The sequence below is a fragment of the Pseudomonas sp. Pc102 genome (genome assembly GCF_018408275.1).
Classification (GTDB): domain Bacteria; phylum Pseudomonadota; class Gammaproteobacteria; order Pseudomonadales; family Pseudomonadaceae; genus Metapseudomonas; species Metapseudomonas tohonis.
On sequence record NZ_AP021905.1, the window covers coordinates 3,988,687 to 4,006,583 of the forward strand.

Sequence of the window (17,897 nt, forward strand, 5' to 3'; positions counted from 1 at the left end):
CCCGGCCCCTGCATCCCACTTTGCTGCCGCTGCGCCGGTCCCTAAACCGGCAACGGCACATCCGCTCCAACCAGCTCCTCCTCCCGTAATGCCCGCCAAAACGCCCGAGGCACCTCGGCGTGCAGTTGCGCCATGTACTGCGCCGGGCGTGCCGGCGTCGCGGTGCCGGGAATCACCGACAGCACCGCCGGGTGGGCCAGGCAGAACTGCAGCGCCGCCGCCCGCGAGTCGATGCCCCAGCGCGCGCACAACGCCATCAGCCGCTGCGCACGGTCCCTCACCTCATCGGGAATGTGGTCGTACTCGTAGTGGTCGCCCCCGGCCAGCACGCCGGAGTTGAACGGCCCGCCGACGACGATGCCGACGCCGCGCTCGAGGCAGGCCGGGAACAGTGTTTCCAGCGCCTCGCGATGATCCAGCAGGCTGTAGCGGCCGGCCAGCAGGAACAGGTCCGGGTCGGCCTGCTGCAGTGCCAGCCGGCAGGGTTCCACCCGGTTGACGCCCAGCCCCCAGCCCCGGATCAGCCCCTCCTCGCGCATCGCCGTCAGCTCCTTCGCGGCCCCCGCCATCGCCTCGGCGAAGTACTCGCGCCAGCGCGGGCCGTGCTGGTCCTCGGATACGTCATGGATGAACACCAGGTCGATGCGCTCCACCCCCATGCGCACCAGGCTGTCCTCCAAAGAGCGCCGGGTGCCGGCGGCGGAGTAATCGAGGATGCGTCGGTTGGGCAGCTCGTCGACGAAGGGCTTGGCGTTCTCCGGCGCGGCGGCAGGTTCCAGCACCCGGCCCACCTTGGTGCTGAGCAGGTACTCATCGCGCGGGCGGGTGCGCAGGAGCCGGCCGAAGCGCTCCTCGGCGAGGCCGGCGCCGTAGTGGGGGGACGTGTCGTAGTAGCGGAAACCGGCCTGCCAGGCCGCCGCCAGCGTGGCATCGGCCTGGTCTTCGGCGACCGGGTGGAACATGTTGCCGAGCGGCGCGCCGCCCAGCCCGATACGCGGCAGCTTGATACGCATGGGGCCTCCTGAAGTCCGTGATCCGGTGTACTTCAGGGGACCGGGTGGCCCGGCGGATGGTTCAAGGCAACGGCCGGAAGGCGGGTCCGTGGCTCATCCCGCCAGGATCATCGCCAGGGCGCCGGCACGCCGAACAGCTGGCCCTGTACGCCCTGGATGCCCATTTCCTGCAGCACCCGCAGCTCGCCTTCGGTCTCGACGCGCTCGGCGATCAGCGGCAGGTCGATGCTGTGGGCGGCGCGCTGCATCGCCTCGATGAACAGGCGCTTGTCGTTCTCCGCATCGATGGCGCGGATGTAGCTGCCGTCCACCTTCAGGTACGCCAGGCCCAGGCGCGCCAGGTTGCCGATCATGCTGAAACGGCCACCGAAGTGCTGCAGGCTGAGGGCGAAGCCCAGCTCGCGCAGGCGCCGGGTCAGGTCCTCCAGCACCGCCTGCTCGGGCAGCTGGTCTTCCTCCAGCTCCAGGGTCAGGCGCGGGCCCAGCTGCGGGTTCTGGCGCAGCAGGTCGAAGGCGCGGTCGAGGGCCTTCTGGTCACGCAAAAGCGCCCCGGACAGGTTCAGCGCCAGGGGCTGGTCATGGCCGGCCATCTGCGCCAGCACCAGCTCCAGCATCACCAGGTCGAGCCGCGCGGACCAGCCGAAACGCTCCAGCCAGGGCAGGAAGCGCCCGGCGGGAATGCTCGCGCCCTGCTCGTCCGGCAGGCGCGACAGCACCTTGTAGTGCAGCACCCGCGACGGCTCGCGGCTGGCCACCACCGGCTGGAAGAACAGCTGGAAGCGGCCCTGGGCCAGGGCCTTGTCCAGCAGCGCATGCCAGGCATGGCGATCGTCGCCGACGTTGCCGGCGCGGGTCTGCTCGATGCACGCCCAGGCGCGATCGGCCTGGCGCTCGGCCTGGGCCAGGGCCTCGTCGGCGAGCATCATCAGGTCCTGCTGCGCTTCGCCCGGGGCGAAGGGCACGAGGCCCATATGCGCCACCGGCTGGGTGTCGGTGGCGCCGGTGCTGGCCAGGCTGGCCAGCGCGCCATCGAGGCGGCTGGCCAGTTGCTCGGCCTCCTCGCGCACCAGGCCCGGCGCCAGCAGGATGAACTCGCCGCCACGGCTGCGCGCCAGCAACTGGCCGGCGCCCTGCCCCGCGCTGTTGCGCACCAGTTGCTCGGCCACCGCCTTGAGCAACTGGTCGGTGCGCTGGCCGCCCAGGCGCTGATTGAGGCCGGCCAGGTCGTTGACCCGCAGCAGCAGCAGGTAGCCACTGCTGGCCTGGTCCTCGGCGCTGAGGCGCGCGTGCAGCTGCATCTCGAAATAACGGCGGTTGCCAAGGCCCGTGAGGCTGTCCTGGTAGGCCTCGTCGCGCAGGCGTTCGCTGCGCTCGGCCTGCTCCTGGAACAGCGCCTTGAGCTTCTCCACCATCTGGTTCATCGCCTGCACCACACGGCGCAGCTCCGGCGTGCGCGGCAGCTGCGGCAGGCTGAGGAACTCGCGACGGGCGATGGCGTGGGACTGCTCCACCATGTAGTCCAACGGGCGCAGCTGCCGGCGCAGCAGCACGGCACCGAGGCCGGCGCTGACCAGGCCGCAGAGCAGCAGCCAGCCGAGGCTGCCCAGTGCGCTCTGCCACAGCTTGGCGATGGCGAACATCGGGTGGCTCTGCACCTCGACCCGTGCCGCCTGGGTCCAGCCACGACTGACGATGGCATCGCCGCCGGCCGACTCCAGGCCGATCAGCGAGACGAACCACTGCGGCACCTGGGCCGCCACCGCGTCGGGCACGCCGGTGCGCTCGACCATCACCTTGCCGGTGGCCATGTCGATCACGCGGATGCGCTCGAAATAGCCGCTGTCGAAGATCGAGCTGACCATCAGCTCGACCATCGCGGCATCGTCGATGTGCGGGGTCAGCGACAGGCCCAGCGCCGTCGCCGCGTCCTGCGCATGGGAACGCAGCTGGTTGACGTACTGCTCGCGCGAGCTTTCCAGGCTGACCATGAAGCTGCCGCTGAAGGCGACGACCAGGAACAGGCAGATAGCGATCAACAACTGTTTGAACAGGGACATCTCGACTCCGCTATTCGCTCGTGGGAAAGCCTTCGGCTTTCATCTTTTTCAACAGGTCCTGCCAGCGGGACAGACGCTTGGCGTCGCCCACCTTCTTGCCGCCACCCTGGTTGCTCAGCCACAGGCCCTCGCCGTTGAAGGCGTAGACCGGCAACAGGTCACTGCGCTGGGAGGCCGGCAGGATGCTGCCGATCAGGTTGTCCAGCACCAGGGGCACCGCATCGGGCTTCTCGTAATAGGTCAGCACCATGTGCGCCTGGTTCAGGCGCAGCGCCTTGACGTAGGTGATGCGCAGCTTTTCCGCCGGCACCCCGAGGTGACGCAGGCTGATGTACTTGGCGATGGCGTAGTCCTCGCAATCGCCCGCGCCCCGGCGCAACGCCTCCACCGGCGTGGCCCAGTAGTCCACCTGGTTCCACAGGGCGAGGTCGTCGGTGAAGCGCAGCTTGGCGTTGAAGAAGCGGTTGATCTCCTGCAACTGCTCCGCCTCGCTGGCCCCCACCTGGCTGGCCAGCAGGCGCTGCCAGTCATCGATGCGCTGCTTGCCATCGCCCAGGGGGCCATAGAGCGATTCGGCGCGGCGGCTGATCAGGGTGAAGTCCCAATCCGCCTGCAGGGCCCGGCCAGCAGGGCGAGCAGCAACAGCGAAACCGGGACCAGAACGCCCGGCGTACCGCCAATCCGCCATTTGCCGAAACTGCTGAGCAAAATCCGATTTCCTGCCGATGGCGCCGCCACGCGGCCGCCGATAACGAGGCGCGAATGGTGCGGGCTGGGAGCGGAAAAAACAATGGCACAGTGCCCCTATCGAATCGGTGCCGTGCTCACCGCCATAGGGGTTTCAATGTGGCCGGAAATCATGGAGGCCCGTAGGTTGGGCTGAGGTACGAAGCCCAACGCAGCAGGCTCGGGCAGGGCGATCGCCGGGAGAAAATGCCGGGCCGGGTACGCCGATTGGTGGAGGTAAAAAGCGACCTCCACCCTACGCCGCGCCCAGCACCGTGCCGGTGTCGATTGGGCAGGTGCCGCCGGGAGCGCCCAGAGGTAGCCCGGGCTTCAGCCCGGGACCACGGGGCGACGGATCAGCGCAACCCGCGCAGGTGCAGGAAGCCGAACAGCAGCACCTGGGTGCGGTCCAGCCAGGGGAAGGGACGGGCCTTGAGCTTGCGGTTGAACAGCGCGGCTTCGGCGACGTGGGCCACCAGCATCACACCGGCCACCAGCAGCAGCGGGCGATGCAGCGGCTCGCCGAAGGGGTAGATGACATTGAGGATCGCCACCAGCCAGAACATGGCCAGGGCGCCCTTGGCGAACGACAGGACGTGCATAAGGGGTCTCCATTGCAGGGTTGAGCCCAAGAGTGTGCCGACTCCGGCCGCGCCCGCCTTCCGCACTTTCGTTGGGAAGGCGGCGCTGCCGGGCGATCAGCCGCCCTGCGCCTGGATCGGCGGCATGTGCCAGCGCCCTTCGAGGATGTCGGCATTCGGCCAGTACAGTCGCCCGGTGACGCTGAACGCGCCCTGCTTCGGAATAGGCAGCCAGTTGCCCTGCAACGCGCCGTCGGGCGCATCGCTTTGCAGCAGGATGTCGAGGGAGCCGTCGGGGTTGAAGGCCAGCGCATCACGGTCGCCCAGGGCGAAGCGGTTCAGCGGGTTGGCCACCAGGAAGCCGTCGCCGTCGTAGACGGTCAGCGACCAGAAGGCCCGCACGGGCGGCAGCGCGTCGGCCGCGAAGTGCAGGCGGTAGCGCTTGCCGCCCTGCAACGCCTCGCCCCGGCCATCCTTCACCGCGTTGGGGTAGATGGCGTCCTCCGCCAGGTTGGCGCCGAAGCCGCCCATGGCCACCGCCGCGCGCAGGCCATGGTCCTCGCCGTAGCGACCGACCTGCATCGGCGGCACGCGCCAGCCGTCCTGCAACCGGGTCGGGTTGGCCAGGGCGTCGCGCACGCGGCGCTCGGCCAGCCAGATGCCCAGGTTCACCGCCTGGCGCCGCCACCAGGGCCACTCCGCCACCGGCTTGCCCGGCTCGACACCCAGTGCCTGCAACTGCCGGAGCATGGGTGCATCGGCAGCGGCCGGCGGGTTGTCGGCCATCAGCGCCGCCAGGCGCTGGAAGAAGGCGCGGCCATCCAGCGCGCGCATCTGGAACAGCGGCGGCGTCGACCTGTGCCCACCGGCGGCCGGCGCCAGCGAGGCCTGCACCTGTCCGGGGCGCCATTGCGCCAGCGGCGTGAGGCTGATGCCGGCCTGGATCGCGTGGACAGCCGGATAGTCCACCGCGCCGTTGGTCTGCACCCGGCCCAGCAGCCAGGCCATGCGCGTGGGCGCACGCAGCAGGCTGAAACCTTCCGGCACCTGGCCCTGCCAGCGCGGCCCCACCAGCAGGTAGCGGCCGGCGGCATTGCCGGTAGTGCGCGGCCCGAGGGAAGCGAAGACGTTGGTCCAGGCATCGAGGAACTGCATGACGTTGTAGCGCCCGGTGGCCGGCAGCTCGAACACCAGCGGCCCCTGGTCCAGGTCCAGCCAGGCCACCGAGTAGAGGGTGTCGACGTTGGGCCGGACGATCTCGCGGAACCCCGCATCGGGAAAGCGCGGCACGTGCATCAGGCGGTTGATCGGCGCCATGTCGGCGGTGAAGCTGTCGCGGGTGATCTCGGTGAGCACCAGCGGGTAGCCGTACAGGTAGCCCTGGGCGGCGTTGCGGATCAGCTCGCGCTGGCTGAACAGCAGCAGCGCGGGCAGGACGATGAGCAGGGCCAGCGCCAACAGCGCCCGGCGAAGCAGCGGAGAGGTCTTCATGGCGATCTCGTGGGCGGCGCCTGGCACGGCGCCGCCGGGTCGGGTGGGTCAGCGCACCGTCAGGGCGATGGGGGCGTCCTCGAAGTCGAAGCAGCCGAGGAAGGTCTTGATGTCCAGCAGGTTGCCGTCGACCTTCACATCGCCCAGCAAAGCGCCCTTGAGCAGGCCGTTCTCGCCGCTGATCACGGTGTCGAGGTAGGTCTTGTCGAAGGTCAGCTTCAGCGTGGTGCCCTCGGGGATGCCACGGTGCAGCTGGGCCACGCCACGGCGCACTTCCAGCGCCCACTCCTCGCCGATGTCGGGGAAGACGAAGCCCAGGGTGAGGTTCACGTCGCCGCTCTTCTCCGGGTCGATGCGGGTCACCCAGTTCTGCAGGAAGATGCGCGCCGGCAGGTTCTTCAGCATGTCCGGCGAGAGGAAGGCGTTGCGCAGCCCCTGGGACATCTGCAGCGCGGCGTCGCCGTCGAGCTTGCCCTCCAGCTCCATGGCGCTCATCAGGTACCAGTTGCGCCAGTTGATGTTCATGCTGGCGTAGCCCAGGCGGCGGAAGCTGCGGGCCTTGATGTCGCGGGCGAGCGTGTCGTCATGGTCGACGCGGATGGCGTAGCCGGCCAGCTCCGCCGCCCATTGCCAGTCCCCCTTCAGGTAGGCGTCGCCGGCGGCCAGCAGCAGCTTGTCGCGCCCGCCCATCAGGGCCATCAGGCGCTTGGCCTTCTCCGCCGGCGGGATCGGGTCGAGGTCCACCGGGTCGCCCTGGAACCAGCCCAGGTAGCCCTGGTAGATCTGCCGCACGCTGTGCTTCACCGTGCCGTAGTACTCGCGCAGGTAGGGCGTGTAGCCGGCCAGGTGCGGCGGCAGCTTGACCTTCTCCACCAGCTCGTCGGGGGTCAGGCCCTTGTTCATCCAGCGCACGGTCTGGTCATGGATGTAGGCGATGGCGTCGCGGGTCATGCGCAGCACCTCCTCCACCTTGTCGCGCCCGGACACCGGCTGGCCGTGCAGCGGCACCATGTAGTCGGCCTGGAAGGCACGCAGCTTGTCGAGGCTCTGCACCCACACCACCGGGTCGCGGAACTTGGTGCCGCGCAGGGTGTGGACGTTGGGCAGGGTCGGGCCCTGGGTCACCTCGGCGCTGATCAGCACGCGGTTGTCCGGCAGGTAGAGGACGATCTCGTCCGGCGCCTCGCTGGGCACGTGGAGGAACTGCACCTTCAGCCCGGCGATGGTGGTATCGAGGGACTCCTTGAAGGTGACGGTCGGCGCGATGAAGGTGGAGGCACCGGCGTGGGCCAGCGGGCCGAGGCCGGCGTTCATGTCCTTCTGGTCGCCGGGTGGCAGGGCCACGCCGAAGCTGTAGCCCGAGCGCATGCTGAGGATCGGGCCGACCAGCGCGCCCTGGGTCACCACGTTGTCCAGCAGGGTCTCCTGGGCGTAGATCTGCACCTCGCCGCGCCTGACCTGCTCCTCGCTGACGAAGCCCTTCACGCCGTTGATGTGGTCCGGGTGGAAGTGGGTGTAGACGATGGCCTTGATCGGCTTGGCGCTGATCTTGCGGAACTCCGCCAGCACCTTGCGCGACTGTTCGGCGGACTCGCCCGTGTCGACGATGATCAACCCTTCCGGCGCCTCGATCATCACGCTGTTGGCGAGGTTCCAGCCCACCGCCGACCAGACGTTGTCGGCGATCTTGTAGACCTTCTCGTCGAAGTGCCGGGTGTGCTCGGCGAGCTCGGCGTTGATGCTCGGCTCCAGGGTCTCGTCGGGCAGCGCGGCGTTGGCGGCCCATGGCAGGGTGGCGGCCAGCAGCAGGCCGCCGAAGCGGGTGGTGATGCGCATGGTGTCGGCTCGTTGTTGTTATGGGAGGCGACAGGCTGGCAGGCGCCGGTCAATAATTCCAATGCATTCCCCTACCGGTTTCGATGCGCAATACGCATGAACGACCTACGCCAGCTCCGCCACTTCGTCGCCCTCGCCGAACACGGCCACTTCGCCCGCGCGGCGGAGGCCGTCAACCTCAGCCAGCCGGCCCTGAGCCGCAGCATCCAGGCCCTGGAGAGCAGCCTCGGCTGCAGCCTGCTGGATCGCGGGCCGCGGCAGATCACCCTCACCGCCCACGGCCGCCTGGTGCTGGAGCACGCCCGGCGCCTGCTGGACGGCCGCCGCGCCCTGCACAGCGCCGTGGCGCAACTGGAGAACCTCGACAGCGGCGAGCTGCGCCTGGGTGCCGGCCCCTACCCCGCCGCGCGCCTGGTGCCGCGCGTGCTCGGCCGCTTCGCCGGGGCTCATCCGGGTGTGCAGGTGCAGTTGCGCATCGAGGACTGGCACGGCCTGCGCAACCAGTTGCTGGGGGACGCCATCGAGCTGTTCGTGGCGGATGTGCGCGAGTTCGAGGGCGACCCGCTGCTGGACATCACGACCCTGCGGCGCCATGCCGGCACCCTCTTCTGCCGGCCGGGCCACCCGCTGCTGCGGCGGCCACGGCTGCGGGTCGAAGACCTGGCGGCCTACCCGCTGGCCGGCACGCAGTTGCCCGCAGAGGTGGCACGGACCCTGGGCGCGCTGAACGACAAGGCGCAACCACTGGGCATCGAGTGCAACAATTTCATGGTGCTCAAGGCGCTGGTGGCCGATAGCGAAGTGATCAGCATGGCGCCCTGGGACGTGCTCGCCGAGGACGTCGCCGCCGGCCGCCTGGCGGTGCTGCTGCCGGTGGACAACCAGGCCGCACGCTCGGCCTATGGCATCGTCAGCCACGCCGGGCGCAGCCTGTCACCGGCTGCGCGGGCGATGGTGGAGTACCTGCTGGAAGAAGACGCCCAGCCCATTACCGGCTATTGAAACGGGCCGCGTTGCCAGCGCCTACGTTTCAGATATGTGCCCTAACGGCGGTTCTGCTGCGACCAGTCGCTGCGGTGCGGGCGGATGGGGTTTTCGTGGGGGCGCACCTGGTAGGCCGGCGGCACGGCGTAGTTCGGGCGGCCGCCGCCCTGGTTCCAGCCCTGCTGGGGCGGGCGGTTGCCGCCCCAGTTCTGCAGGCGCGGGGTGTAGTCGTGGCGGCGCTCGTTCCAGTCCTGCCCGGGTTGGTTGCGGTTGTCCCAGCGACGCGAGTCGTGGCGGTCGTCATGGCGGTCGTAGCGATGGTCGTTGCGGCCGTCGTAGCGGCGATCATGGCGCGGCGGCTGGTAGGGCTGCGGGCGCACCGGGTAGTAGCGCTGGGGCTGGTAGATGCGTTCGGTCCGGTAGTAATAGGACGGGTAGCCCTGGTAGTACCCCGGTTGCTGCACCACGTAGCCGCCACTGCCATAGCTGCGCGGATAGCCACGGTAATCGTCGTCGTAGTCGTAGACGGCACAACCGCCCAGGGACAGGCCCAGTACAGCGATCAACATCGTTCGATAGGACATGGCGGCCTCCTTCGACCGCTGGGACGGCGCCAACGAATGTCGGCACCCGGGATTTCTCCCACAATCTTCGACACCAGTTCCTACGACCGGTATGCATCCCTCCGTCGGCAAAATCCATTTCCAGTTATTACCACGCACCAGCATGAAGCGCCTTGCCCCAGAGGCGGGCATGCCGGGCGCGCTCACGTCACGCCGCCTCCCCCTCGGCTCCCGCCCAGGCCGCGTCGCGCCTGGGCCAGGCGGTTTTGGCACGGCCTTCGCTAAGTGACTGGCGTGCAGGAGCAACCCGGCGTGCCGGGGTCCGCGGCACCACAATTGGACAATGGCTGGCTAGGGTTCCGGCTCGCGAAAGCGAGTGGCTGGTCCGAGAGCCGGCGACCTCCTCCGAGGTTACACGGCGGGACAAAAGCCCGGGAGAACGCGCCCCTGCATGCAGGGAAGTGCCGCGCCGCTCCCGCTGTCCCTAACCGAACTGGAGGTCATCCATGCGCAAGCCCCGTCTGTTCGCCGTACTCGCTGCCGGCCTAGCCGCCGCCATCAGCTTCAACTCCCACGCAGAGCAGAAGGACAGCTTCAACGTCTGCTGGACGATCTACGCCGGCTGGATGCCATGGGAATACGGTGCCACCCAGGGCATCGTCGACAAATGGGCGAAGAAATACGGGATCGACATCAAGGTCACCCAGCTCAACGACTACGTCGAATCGATCAACCAGTACACCGCCGGCCAGTTCGACGGCTGCACCATGACCAACATGGACGCCCTGACCATCCCCGCCGCCGGTGGCGTGGACTCCACCGCACTGATCGTCGGTGACTTCTCCAACGGCAACGACGGCCTGGTGATCAAGGGCGAGGGCAAGACCCTGGCCGACCTCAAGGGCATGTCGATCAACCTGGTGGAACTCTCGGTCTCCCACTACTTCCTGGCCCGCGCCCTGGAGCGCGCCGACCTCAGCGAGAAGGACGTGAAGGTGGTCAACACCTCCGACGCCGACATCGCCGCCGCCTTCGACACCGACGACGTCCAGGCCGTCGCCACCTGGAACCCGATGCTCGCCGACATCAAGGCCAAGCCGGGCAGCACCGAGGTCTTCGACTCCAGCAAGATCCCCGGCGAGATCATGGACATGATGGTGGTCAACAGCGAGACGCTGAAGGACAACCCCGCCCTGGGCAAGGCCCTGACCGGCGCCTGGTTCGAGATCATGGCGCTGATGTCCAGCGACAGCGCCGAGGGCCGCGCCGCCCTGGAGCACATGGCCAAGGCCTCCGGCACCGATCTCGCCGGCTACCGCTCGCAGCTCGCCACCACCCGCCTCTTCTACACCCCCAAGGAAGCCCTGGAGTTCGCCACCAGCCCGAAACTGCCGGCGACCATGGACAAGGTGGCGAACTTCTCCTTCGCCCACGGCCTGCTGGGCGAAGGCGCCAAGGACGCCGAAGCGGTCGGCATGAGCTTCGCCAAGGGCGTGGTCACCGGCGACAAGGCCAACGTCAAGCTGCGCTTCGACCCGACCTACGTGCAGATGGCCGCCGAAGGGAAGCTCTGACCGTCGGCACGGTCCCGTAGGTTGGTGCCAAGCGCAGCGCGGCCCAACGTTGGGCCTCGTTCCTCGGCACCAACCTACCCGCCCCTATCACCGAGACCTCGCCATGCGCCTGATCAACCGCCACCCGGACCGTGCAGGAAGGCTGCTGCTGATCCTGCTGCCCTTCGCCCTGCTGCTGCTGGCCTATTTCACCGGCTCGGCATCGCGTCTGGCGGAGAACCCCAACGACAAGCTGCTGCCCAGCGCCACGCAGATGGTCGAGGCGGTGCAGCGCCTGGCCTTCACCGAGGACAAGCGCTCCGGCGACTACCTGTTCTGGCAGGACAGCGCCTCCAGCCTCAAGCGCCTGGCCACGGGCCTGGCCATCGCCGCGCTGCTGGGCCTGTGCCTGGGCATCGCCGCCGGCACCCTGCCGCTGTTCGGCGCGCCGCTGTCGCCGCTGCTCACGGTGCTGTCGATGGTGCCGCCGCTGGCGATCCTGCCGATCCTGTTCATCGTCTTCGGCCTAGGCGAGCTGTCCAAGGTGATGCTGATCGTCATCGGCATCGCCCCCTGCATCGCCCGCGACCTGGAGCAGCGCGCCCGGGAAATCCCCCGCGAGCTGCTGATCAAGGCGCAGACCCTGGGCGCCAACACCTGGACCCTGATCCTGCGCGTGGTGCTGCCGCAGCTGCTGCCGCGCCTGCTCATCTCCCTGCGCCTGGTGCTGGGCTCGGCCTGGCTGTTCCTCATCGCCGCCGAGGCCATCGCCTCCACCGACGGCCTCGGCTATCGCATCTTCCTGGTCCGCCGCTACCTGGCCATGGACGTGATCCTGCCATACGTGGTGTGGATCACCCTGCTCGCCTGGCTGATGGACCTGGGCCTGCGCCAGCTCACCCGCCTGGCCTTCCCCTGGTACGAAGGAGCCAAGGCATGAGCGCCTTCATCGAAGTGAAGAACCTGTGGCAGGCCTACGGCGACCAGGTGGTGCTGGAGAACCTCAACCTCAAGGTGAACGAAGGCGAGTTCTGCACCCTGGTCGGCGCCTCCGGCTGCGGCAAGTCCACCTTCCTGCGCATGCTGCTGGGCCAGGAGACACCCAGCCGGGGCCAGCTGCTGCTGGACGGCCAGCCCCTGGTGGCCGAGCCCGACGCCAGCCGCGGCGTGGTGTTCCAGCGCTACTCGGTGTTCCCCCACCTGACGGTGCTGGACAACGTCGCCCTCGGCCTGGAGCTGCCCCGCTCGCCCCTGCTCGGCCGCCTCTTCGGCAGCGCCCGGCGCGAGGCCCGCGAGCAGGCCGCCGCCATGCTGGCCAAGGTCGGCCTCGGCCACGCGCTCGGCAAGTACCCCGCGCAGCTCTCCGGCGGCATGCAGCAGCGCCTGGCCATCGCCCAGGCCCTGGTGATGAAGCCCCGCGTGCTGCTGCTCGACGAGCCCTTCGGCGCCCTCGACCCGGGCATCCGCAAGGACATGCACGACCTGCTGCTGGGCCTGTGGCAGGAAACCCGGCTGACCGTGTTCATGGTCACCCACGACCTCTCCGAAGGCTTCACCCTCGGCACCCGGCTGATGGTCTTCGACAAGGTCCGCCACGACCCGCACGCGCCCAACGCCTACGGCGCACGCATCACCTACGACATTCCCCTGAACAGCGACCGCCGCGCCGCGCGCGCCGCCGTCGAAGCCCTGCCGGAGCGGGTCACCCGCGCCCTGCAGACAGCCCCGGCCCACTGAAAGGAGCCTGCCCATGACCGCATCCCTGGCCCTGCGCCCCACCCTTTATGAAGAAACCGTCCCCGGCGGCGGCCACACCTCCTTCGTCCTCAAGCGCGGCCAGTTGCTGCGCATCAGCGACATCGAGGGCGGCGCCAACGTCAGCCTGCTGCTGTTCAACGCCGCCGAGAAGAGCGAGCGCCTGAACCTGCCGGACAGCCTCAAGTGCCAGCACACCGCCAAGCTCACCGCCGGCCACTGCCTGTACTCGGACATGGGCCGCGTGCTCGCCGCCATCACCGCCGACAGCTGCGGCTGGCACGACAGCTTCGGCGGCGTGCTCAACGCCGAGGAAGTGCGCGAGAAGTACGGCCAGGGCCGCTACCAGGAATTGCGCAACGGCTTCTTCCGCAACGGCGTCGACAACCTGCTGGTGGAAATGGGCAAGTGGGACCTGAACCTGCAGGACCTGCTCATGTGCCTGAACCTGTTCAGCAAGGTCACGGTGGACGCCGACGGCTGCTTCCACTTCGCGCCCGGCAACAGCCAGGCCGGCGACTGCATCGAGCTGTACGCGCCGATGGACACCCTGGTGGTGCTCACCGCCCTGCAGCACCCCATGGACCCCGACCCCGTCTACGCGCCCAAGCCCGTGCAGCTGGCCTGGCACAAGGTCGAGAGCGACGGCATCACCCTGCTCTGCCGCACCTCGCGCCCGGAAAACGGCCGTGGCTTCCACAACACCGAACGCCTGTACATCTGAGGGCCGCCCGATGAACCCGACTCCCAGCGACAAACACCCCGAAGCCGCCGTCTACACGGCCGTGATCGCCGCCGGCGAACCCTTCATGACCGAAGTGAAGGCCGGCCAGACCCTGCGCCTGCTCGACCTGGAGGGCAACCAGGCGGTGGACACCCTCTTCTACAGCGCGCGCAACCCGCGCGAGCGCTATGACGTGCAACGCACCCTGCGCAAGCAGAACCGCGTCTACCTCGGCCCCGGCAGCGTGCTCTGGTCCAACCTCGGCAACCCGATGCTGAGCATCGTCGCCGACACCTGCGGCCGCCACGACACCCTCGGCGGCGCCTGCGCCCAGGAAAGCAACACCGTGCGCTACGCCCTCGGCACCCGCTACATGCACAGCTGCCGCGACAACTTCCTGCGCGCCAGCCTGCACGACGGCCGCCTGGCCAAGCGCGACATCAGCGCCAACATCAACTTCTTCATGAACGTGCCGGTCACCCCCGAAGGCGACCTCACCTTCGAGGACGGCATCTCCGCCCCCGGCAAGTACGTCGAGCTGCTGGCCCACATGGACGTCATCGTCCTCATCTCCAACTGCCCGCAGCTGAACAACCCCTGCAACGGCTGGAACCCGACTCCGGCGCAGGTGTTGGTATGGGAGTGAAAAGGCAGCTGGAAGCGGCAAGCTGCAAGCTGCAAGGGGTGCGGCGTTGGCTGTTCCTCTTGTGCCAGAGCCGTTCAGGGCAATGCCTCGGCAAGAACCCCGGACCTCGACCGTAGGAGCGAGCTCTGCTCGCGAACGCTTCGCCAGCAGAGCGGGCTCCTACAGGTCACAGCACGCCAGCCACGGACGACCGTGGTGCAGACGAACACGGCGGGACGGCCCGTCATCCCTTTCGAGGGCTCCGCAATGTTTGAAAAACTCCTGATCGCCAACCGCGGCGCCATCGCCTGCCGCATCCTCCGCACCCTGCGCCAGCTCGACGTGCGCGGCGTCGCCGTGTACGCCGAAGCGGACATCGCCAGCCTGCACATCCAGCAGGCCGACGAGGCCCACAGCCTGGGCGACGGCCCGGCCGCCAGCACCTACCTGGTGGTGGACAAGATCCTCGCCGTGGCCCGTGAGAGCGGCGCCCAGGCGATCCACCCCGGCTACGGCTTCCTCTCCGAGAACGCCGCCTTCGCCGAAGCCTGCGAGGCGGCCGGCATCGCCTTCGTCGGGCCGACGCCTGCGCAGCTGCGCGTCTTCGGCCTCAAGCACACCGCCCGTGCCCTGGCCAAGGCCGAGGGCGTGCCCATGCTCGAAGGCACCGAACTGTTGGAAAGCCTCGACGCGGCGCTGGTGGCCGGCGAGCAGGTGGGCTACCCGGTGATGCTGAAAAGCACCGCCGGCGGTGGCGGCATCGGCATGCGCGTATGCCGCTCGGCCAGCGAGCTGAGCGAAGCCTTCGAGGCGGTGAAGCGCCTGGGGCAGAACAACTTCAGCGACGCCGGGGTGTTCATCGAGAAGTACATCCAGCGGGCCCGCCACCTGGAGGTGCAGGTGTTCGGCGATGGCCAGGGCGAGGTGATTGCCCTCGGCGTGCGCGACTGCTCGGTGCAGCGGCGCAACCAGAAGGTGCTGGAGGAAACCCCCGCGCCCAACCTCCCCGCCGGCATGGCCGAGGCGCTCTGCGCCGCCGCCATCCAGCTGGCCAGGGCGGTCAGCTACCGCAGCGCCGGCACCGTGGAGTTCGTCTACGACAGCGAGGCCGAGCGCTTCTACTTCCTCGAAGTGAACACCCGCCTGCAGGTGGAGCACGGCGTCACCGAACAGGTCTGGGGCGTCGACCTGGTGCGCTGGATGATCGAGCTGGCCGCCGGCACCCTGCCCCCGCTCGCCGAGCTGGCGAAGGGCCTGCGCCCCAGCGGCCACGCCATCCAGGCGCGGCTCTACGCCGAGGACCCGGGCCGCGACTTCCAGCCCAGCCCCGGGCTGCTCACCGCCGTGCGCTTCCCCGAGGCGGACGGCCGCGCCCTGCGCATCGACACCTGGGTGGAAGCGGGCTGCGAGATCCCGCCCTACTTCGACCCGATGATCGCCAAGCTGATCACCTGGGCAGCGAACCGCGATGAGGCCAGCGTCGCCCTCGACCGCGCCCTGGCCGACACGCAGCTCTACGGCGTGGAAAGCAACCGCGACTACCTGCGGCAGATCCTGGCCGACGCGCCCTTCGCCAGCCGCCAGCCCTGGACCCGCTGCCTGGAACACCTCGCCTACCGCGCCCACACCGTCGAGGTGCTCGGCGCCGGCACCCAGACCACGGTGCAGGACTACCCCGGCCGCCTCGGCTACTGGGCCGTGGGCGTGCCGCCATCCGGCCCCATGGACAGCCGCGCCCTGCGCCTGGGCAACCGCCTGCTGGGCAACGAGGAAGGCGCCGCCGCGCTGGAAATCACCATGAGCGGCCCCACCCTGCGCTTCAACACCGACGCGGTGGTGGCCGTCACCGGCGCACCCATCACGCTCAGCCTCGACGGCCAGCCGCAGCCATTGGGCACCGCGATCCTGGTGCCCGCCGGCGCCACCCTCGCCCTCGGCACCCTTGCCGGGGCCGGCGCGCGCAGCTACCTGTGCCTGCGCGGCGGCCTGCAGGTGCCGGACTACCTGGGCAGCAAGAGCACCTTCACCCTCGGCCAGTTCGGCGGCCACGGCGGCCGGGCCCTGCGGGCCGGCGACGTGCTGCACCTGGCGCCCTTGGCCGACCGCGCAGCCGGCGCCCGCCTGCCCGAAGCCCTGTACCCACCGCTGCCCGAGGTGCGCCGCCTCCGCGTGATCTACGGCCCCCACGGCGCACCGGAATACTTCACCCCGGCCTCTATCGAGACCTTCTTCGCCACCGCCTGGGAAGTGCACTTCAACTCCAGCCGCACCGGCGTGCGCCTGATCGGCCCGAAGCCGGAATGGGTGCGCGAGAGCGGCGGCGAGGCCGGCCTGCACCCCTCCAACATCCACGACAACCCCTACGCCATAGGCGCCGTTGACTTCACCGGCGACATGCCGGTGATCCTCGGCCCGGACGGCCCCAGCCTCGGCGGCTTCGTCTGCCCGGTGACGGTGATCGAGGCCGACCTCTGGCAGCTCGGCCAGCTCAAGGCCGGCGACAAGGTGCGCTTCGAGCCGGTGGAAATCGCCACGGCACGGGAGCTGGCCAAGGCAGGTGACCGCGAATGCACCACTCTTCGTGGGAGCGAATTCATTCGCGACACAGGCGTCCATGAAATCGCGGATGAATCCGCGCCTAGAGGTGCGGCCGAGCTTTCGAGCCCCGTCGTCCTCGACCTCGGCCAGGACGCCACACGCCTGGTGGCGCGCCTCTCCGGCGACACCCACCTGCTGCTGGAGATCGGCGCGGCGGAGCTGGACCTGGTGCTGCGCTTCCGGGGTCACGCGCTGATGCAGGCGCTGGAGGCCGAGGCACTGCAAGGCGTCATCGACCTCACCCCCGGCATCCGCTCGCTGCAGGTGCACTACCAGCCGGAGACCCTGCCCCTGGAACGCCTGCTGCAGGTGGTCGCGGGGCTCTGGGACGGCGTCTGCGCCGCTTGGGATCTCAAGGTTCCGTCGCGCATCGTCCACCTGCCGCTGTCCTGGGACGACCCGGCCTGCCAGTTGGCCATCGAGAAGTACATGACCACGGTGCGCAAGGACGCGCCCTGGTGCCCGAGCAACCTGGAGTTCATCCGCCGCATCAACGACCTGCCCAACCTCGACGAGGTGCAGCGCACCGTGTTCGACGCCCGCTACCTGGTGATGGGCCTGGGCGACGTCTACCTCGGCGCGCCGGTGGCCACGCCGCTGGACCCGCGCCACCGCCTGGTGACCACCAAGTACAACCCGGCACGCACCTGGACCGCCGAAAACTCGGTGGGCATCGGCGGCGCCTATATGTGCGTCTACGGCATGGAAGGCCCCGGCGGCTACCAGTTCGTCGGCCGCACCCTGCAGATGTGGAACCGCTACCGCGAGGTGGCCGCCTTCGACGGCAAGCCCTGGCTGCTGCGCTTCTTCGACCAGATCCGCTTCTACCCGGTGAGTGCCGACGAACTGCTGCGCATCCGCCGCGACTTCCCCCTGGGGCGCTTCCCGCTGCGCATCGAGCACAGCGAGCTGCGACTGGCGGACTACCAGGCCTTCCTCGCCGCCGAGGCCGAGGGCATCGCCGCCTTCCGCGCCCAGCAGCAGGCGGCGTTCAACGCCGAGCGCGAGCGCTGGATCGCCTCCGGCCAGGCGCATTTCGACAGCGAGGACCCTGCGCCGGAGCTGGGCGAGGACGCCCCGCTGGACGCCGGCCAGCACGCCATCGAAAGCCATATCGCCGGCAACCTCTGGCAGGTGCAGGTGGAGGCCGGCGCCAGCGTGAAGGCGGGCGATGTGCTAGTGATCCTGGAGTCGATGAAGATGGAGATCCCCCTCACCGCCCCGCGCGATGGCGTGGTCCGCGAAGTCCGCGTGCAACCCGGCTCGCCGGTCCGCGCCGGGCAGCGGGTGGTGGTGCTGGAGGAGGCGTAGGGCCAAGCACGGCACCTTATCCTGTAGGGGCGAATTCATTCGCCCAGCGCTGCGCAGCAGCGCCTCTCAGCGAGCAGAGC

14 protein-coding genes and 1 riboswitch are annotated in these 17,897 nt (G+C 69.1%); of the genes, 7 read left to right on the top strand and 7 right to left on the bottom strand.

All coding sequences use genetic code 11. The annotated features are described in order from the left end of the window. Positions 1–41: 41 nt before the first annotated feature. The 6 genes from PHLH3_RS18160 to PHLH3_RS18185 form a co-directional block, all read right to left on the bottom strand. Positions 42–1,013 carry an aldo/keto reductase gene (locus PHLH3_RS18160; protein ID WP_213625243.1) on the bottom strand — a complete coding sequence of 324 codons (972 nt, stop codon included), beginning with the start codon at positions 1,011–1,013 and terminating at the stop codon, positions 42–44. Between the two features lie 107 nt (positions 1,014–1,120). Further along, positions 1,121–3,070: a cyclic di-GMP receptor LapD gene (gene lapD, locus PHLH3_RS18165; protein ID WP_213625244.1), complete on the bottom strand. Its 1,950-nt coding sequence runs from the start codon at positions 3,068–3,070 to the stop codon at positions 1,121–1,123. Positions 3,071–3,080: 10 nt separating this feature from the next. Beyond that, positions 3,081–3,758, bottom strand: coding sequence for a cysteine protease LapG (lapG, locus tag PHLH3_RS18170; protein WP_213625245.1), 678 nt, complete (start codon positions 3,756–3,758; stop codon positions 3,081–3,083). Between the two features lie 394 nt (positions 3,759–4,152). Beyond that, positions 4,153–4,398, bottom strand: coding sequence for a DUF1145 domain-containing protein (locus PHLH3_RS18175; protein WP_111261253.1), 246 nt, complete (start codon positions 4,396–4,398; stop codon positions 4,153–4,155). Between the two features lie 96 nt (positions 4,399–4,494). Further along, positions 4,495–5,868 (bottom strand): DUF1254 domain-containing protein, encoded by a 1,374-nt coding sequence (locus PHLH3_RS18180; protein ID WP_213625246.1) that lies wholly within the window; start codon positions 5,866–5,868, stop codon positions 4,495–4,497. Between the two features lie 48 nt (positions 5,869–5,916). Beyond that, positions 5,917–7,704 (bottom strand): alkyl sulfatase dimerization domain-containing protein, encoded by a 1,788-nt coding sequence (locus tag PHLH3_RS18185; protein WP_213625247.1) that lies wholly within the window; start codon positions 7,702–7,704, stop codon positions 5,917–5,919. A gap of 96 nt (positions 7,705–7,800) precedes the next feature. Between PHLH3_RS18185 and PHLH3_RS18190 the strand changes: the two genes are divergently transcribed. Next, complete coding sequence (locus tag PHLH3_RS18190) at positions 7,801–8,706, top strand: LysR family transcriptional regulator (protein WP_213625248.1); 906 nt, start codon at positions 7,801–7,803, stop codon at positions 8,704–8,706. A gap of 41 nt (positions 8,707–8,747) precedes the next feature. On the opposite strand, the gene PHLH3_RS18195 is transcribed toward PHLH3_RS18190, so the two are convergent. After that, positions 8,748–9,272 carry a hypothetical protein gene (locus PHLH3_RS18195; RefSeq protein ID WP_213625249.1) on the bottom strand — a complete coding sequence of 175 codons (525 nt, stop codon included), beginning with the start codon at positions 9,270–9,272 and terminating at the stop codon, positions 8,748–8,750. 319 nt (positions 9,273–9,591) lie between these two features. Next, positions 9,592–9,691: riboswitch (guanidine-I (ykkC/yxkD leader) on the top strand. Between the two features lie 66 nt (positions 9,692–9,757). On the opposite strand from PHLH3_RS18195, the gene PHLH3_RS18200 reads away from it, so the two are divergent. The 6 genes from PHLH3_RS18200 to uca all read left to right on the top strand — a co-directional run bounded on the left by PHLH3_RS18200 (position 9,758) and on the right by uca (position 17,817). Next, positions 9,758–10,825, top strand: a complete 1,068-nt coding sequence (locus PHLH3_RS18200; RefSeq protein WP_213625250.1) for a putative urea ABC transporter substrate-binding protein — start codon at positions 9,758–9,760, stop codon at positions 10,823–10,825. 103 nt (positions 10,826–10,928) lie between these two features. Then, positions 10,929–11,744 carry an ABC transporter permease gene (locus PHLH3_RS18205; RefSeq protein WP_213625251.1) on the top strand — a complete coding sequence of 272 codons (816 nt, stop codon included), beginning with the start codon at positions 10,929–10,931 and terminating at the stop codon, positions 11,742–11,744. Next, entirely contained in the window at positions 11,741–12,541 is an 801-nt protein-coding gene (locus PHLH3_RS18210; protein ID WP_213625252.1) for an ABC transporter ATP-binding protein, read from the top strand. Before PHLH3_RS18205 ends, PHLH3_RS18210 begins: the two co-directional genes overlap by 4 nt. Before the next feature lie 13 nt (positions 12,542–12,554). Beyond that, a complete protein-coding gene (locus PHLH3_RS18215; RefSeq protein ID WP_160481654.1) occupies positions 12,555–13,283 on the top strand; it encodes an urea amidolyase associated protein UAAP1 in 729 nt (242 codons plus the stop codon). 10 nt (positions 13,284–13,293) lie between these two features. Then, complete coding sequence (locus PHLH3_RS18220) at positions 13,294–13,929, top strand: urea amidolyase associated protein UAAP2 (RefSeq protein ID WP_213625253.1); 636 nt, start codon at positions 13,294–13,296, stop codon at positions 13,927–13,929. 246 nt (positions 13,930–14,175) lie between these two features. Further along, entirely contained in the window at positions 14,176–17,817 is a 3,642-nt protein-coding gene (gene uca / locus PHLH3_RS18225; RefSeq protein WP_213625254.1) for an urea carboxylase, read from the top strand. Positions 17,818–17,897: the final 80 nt, after the last annotated feature.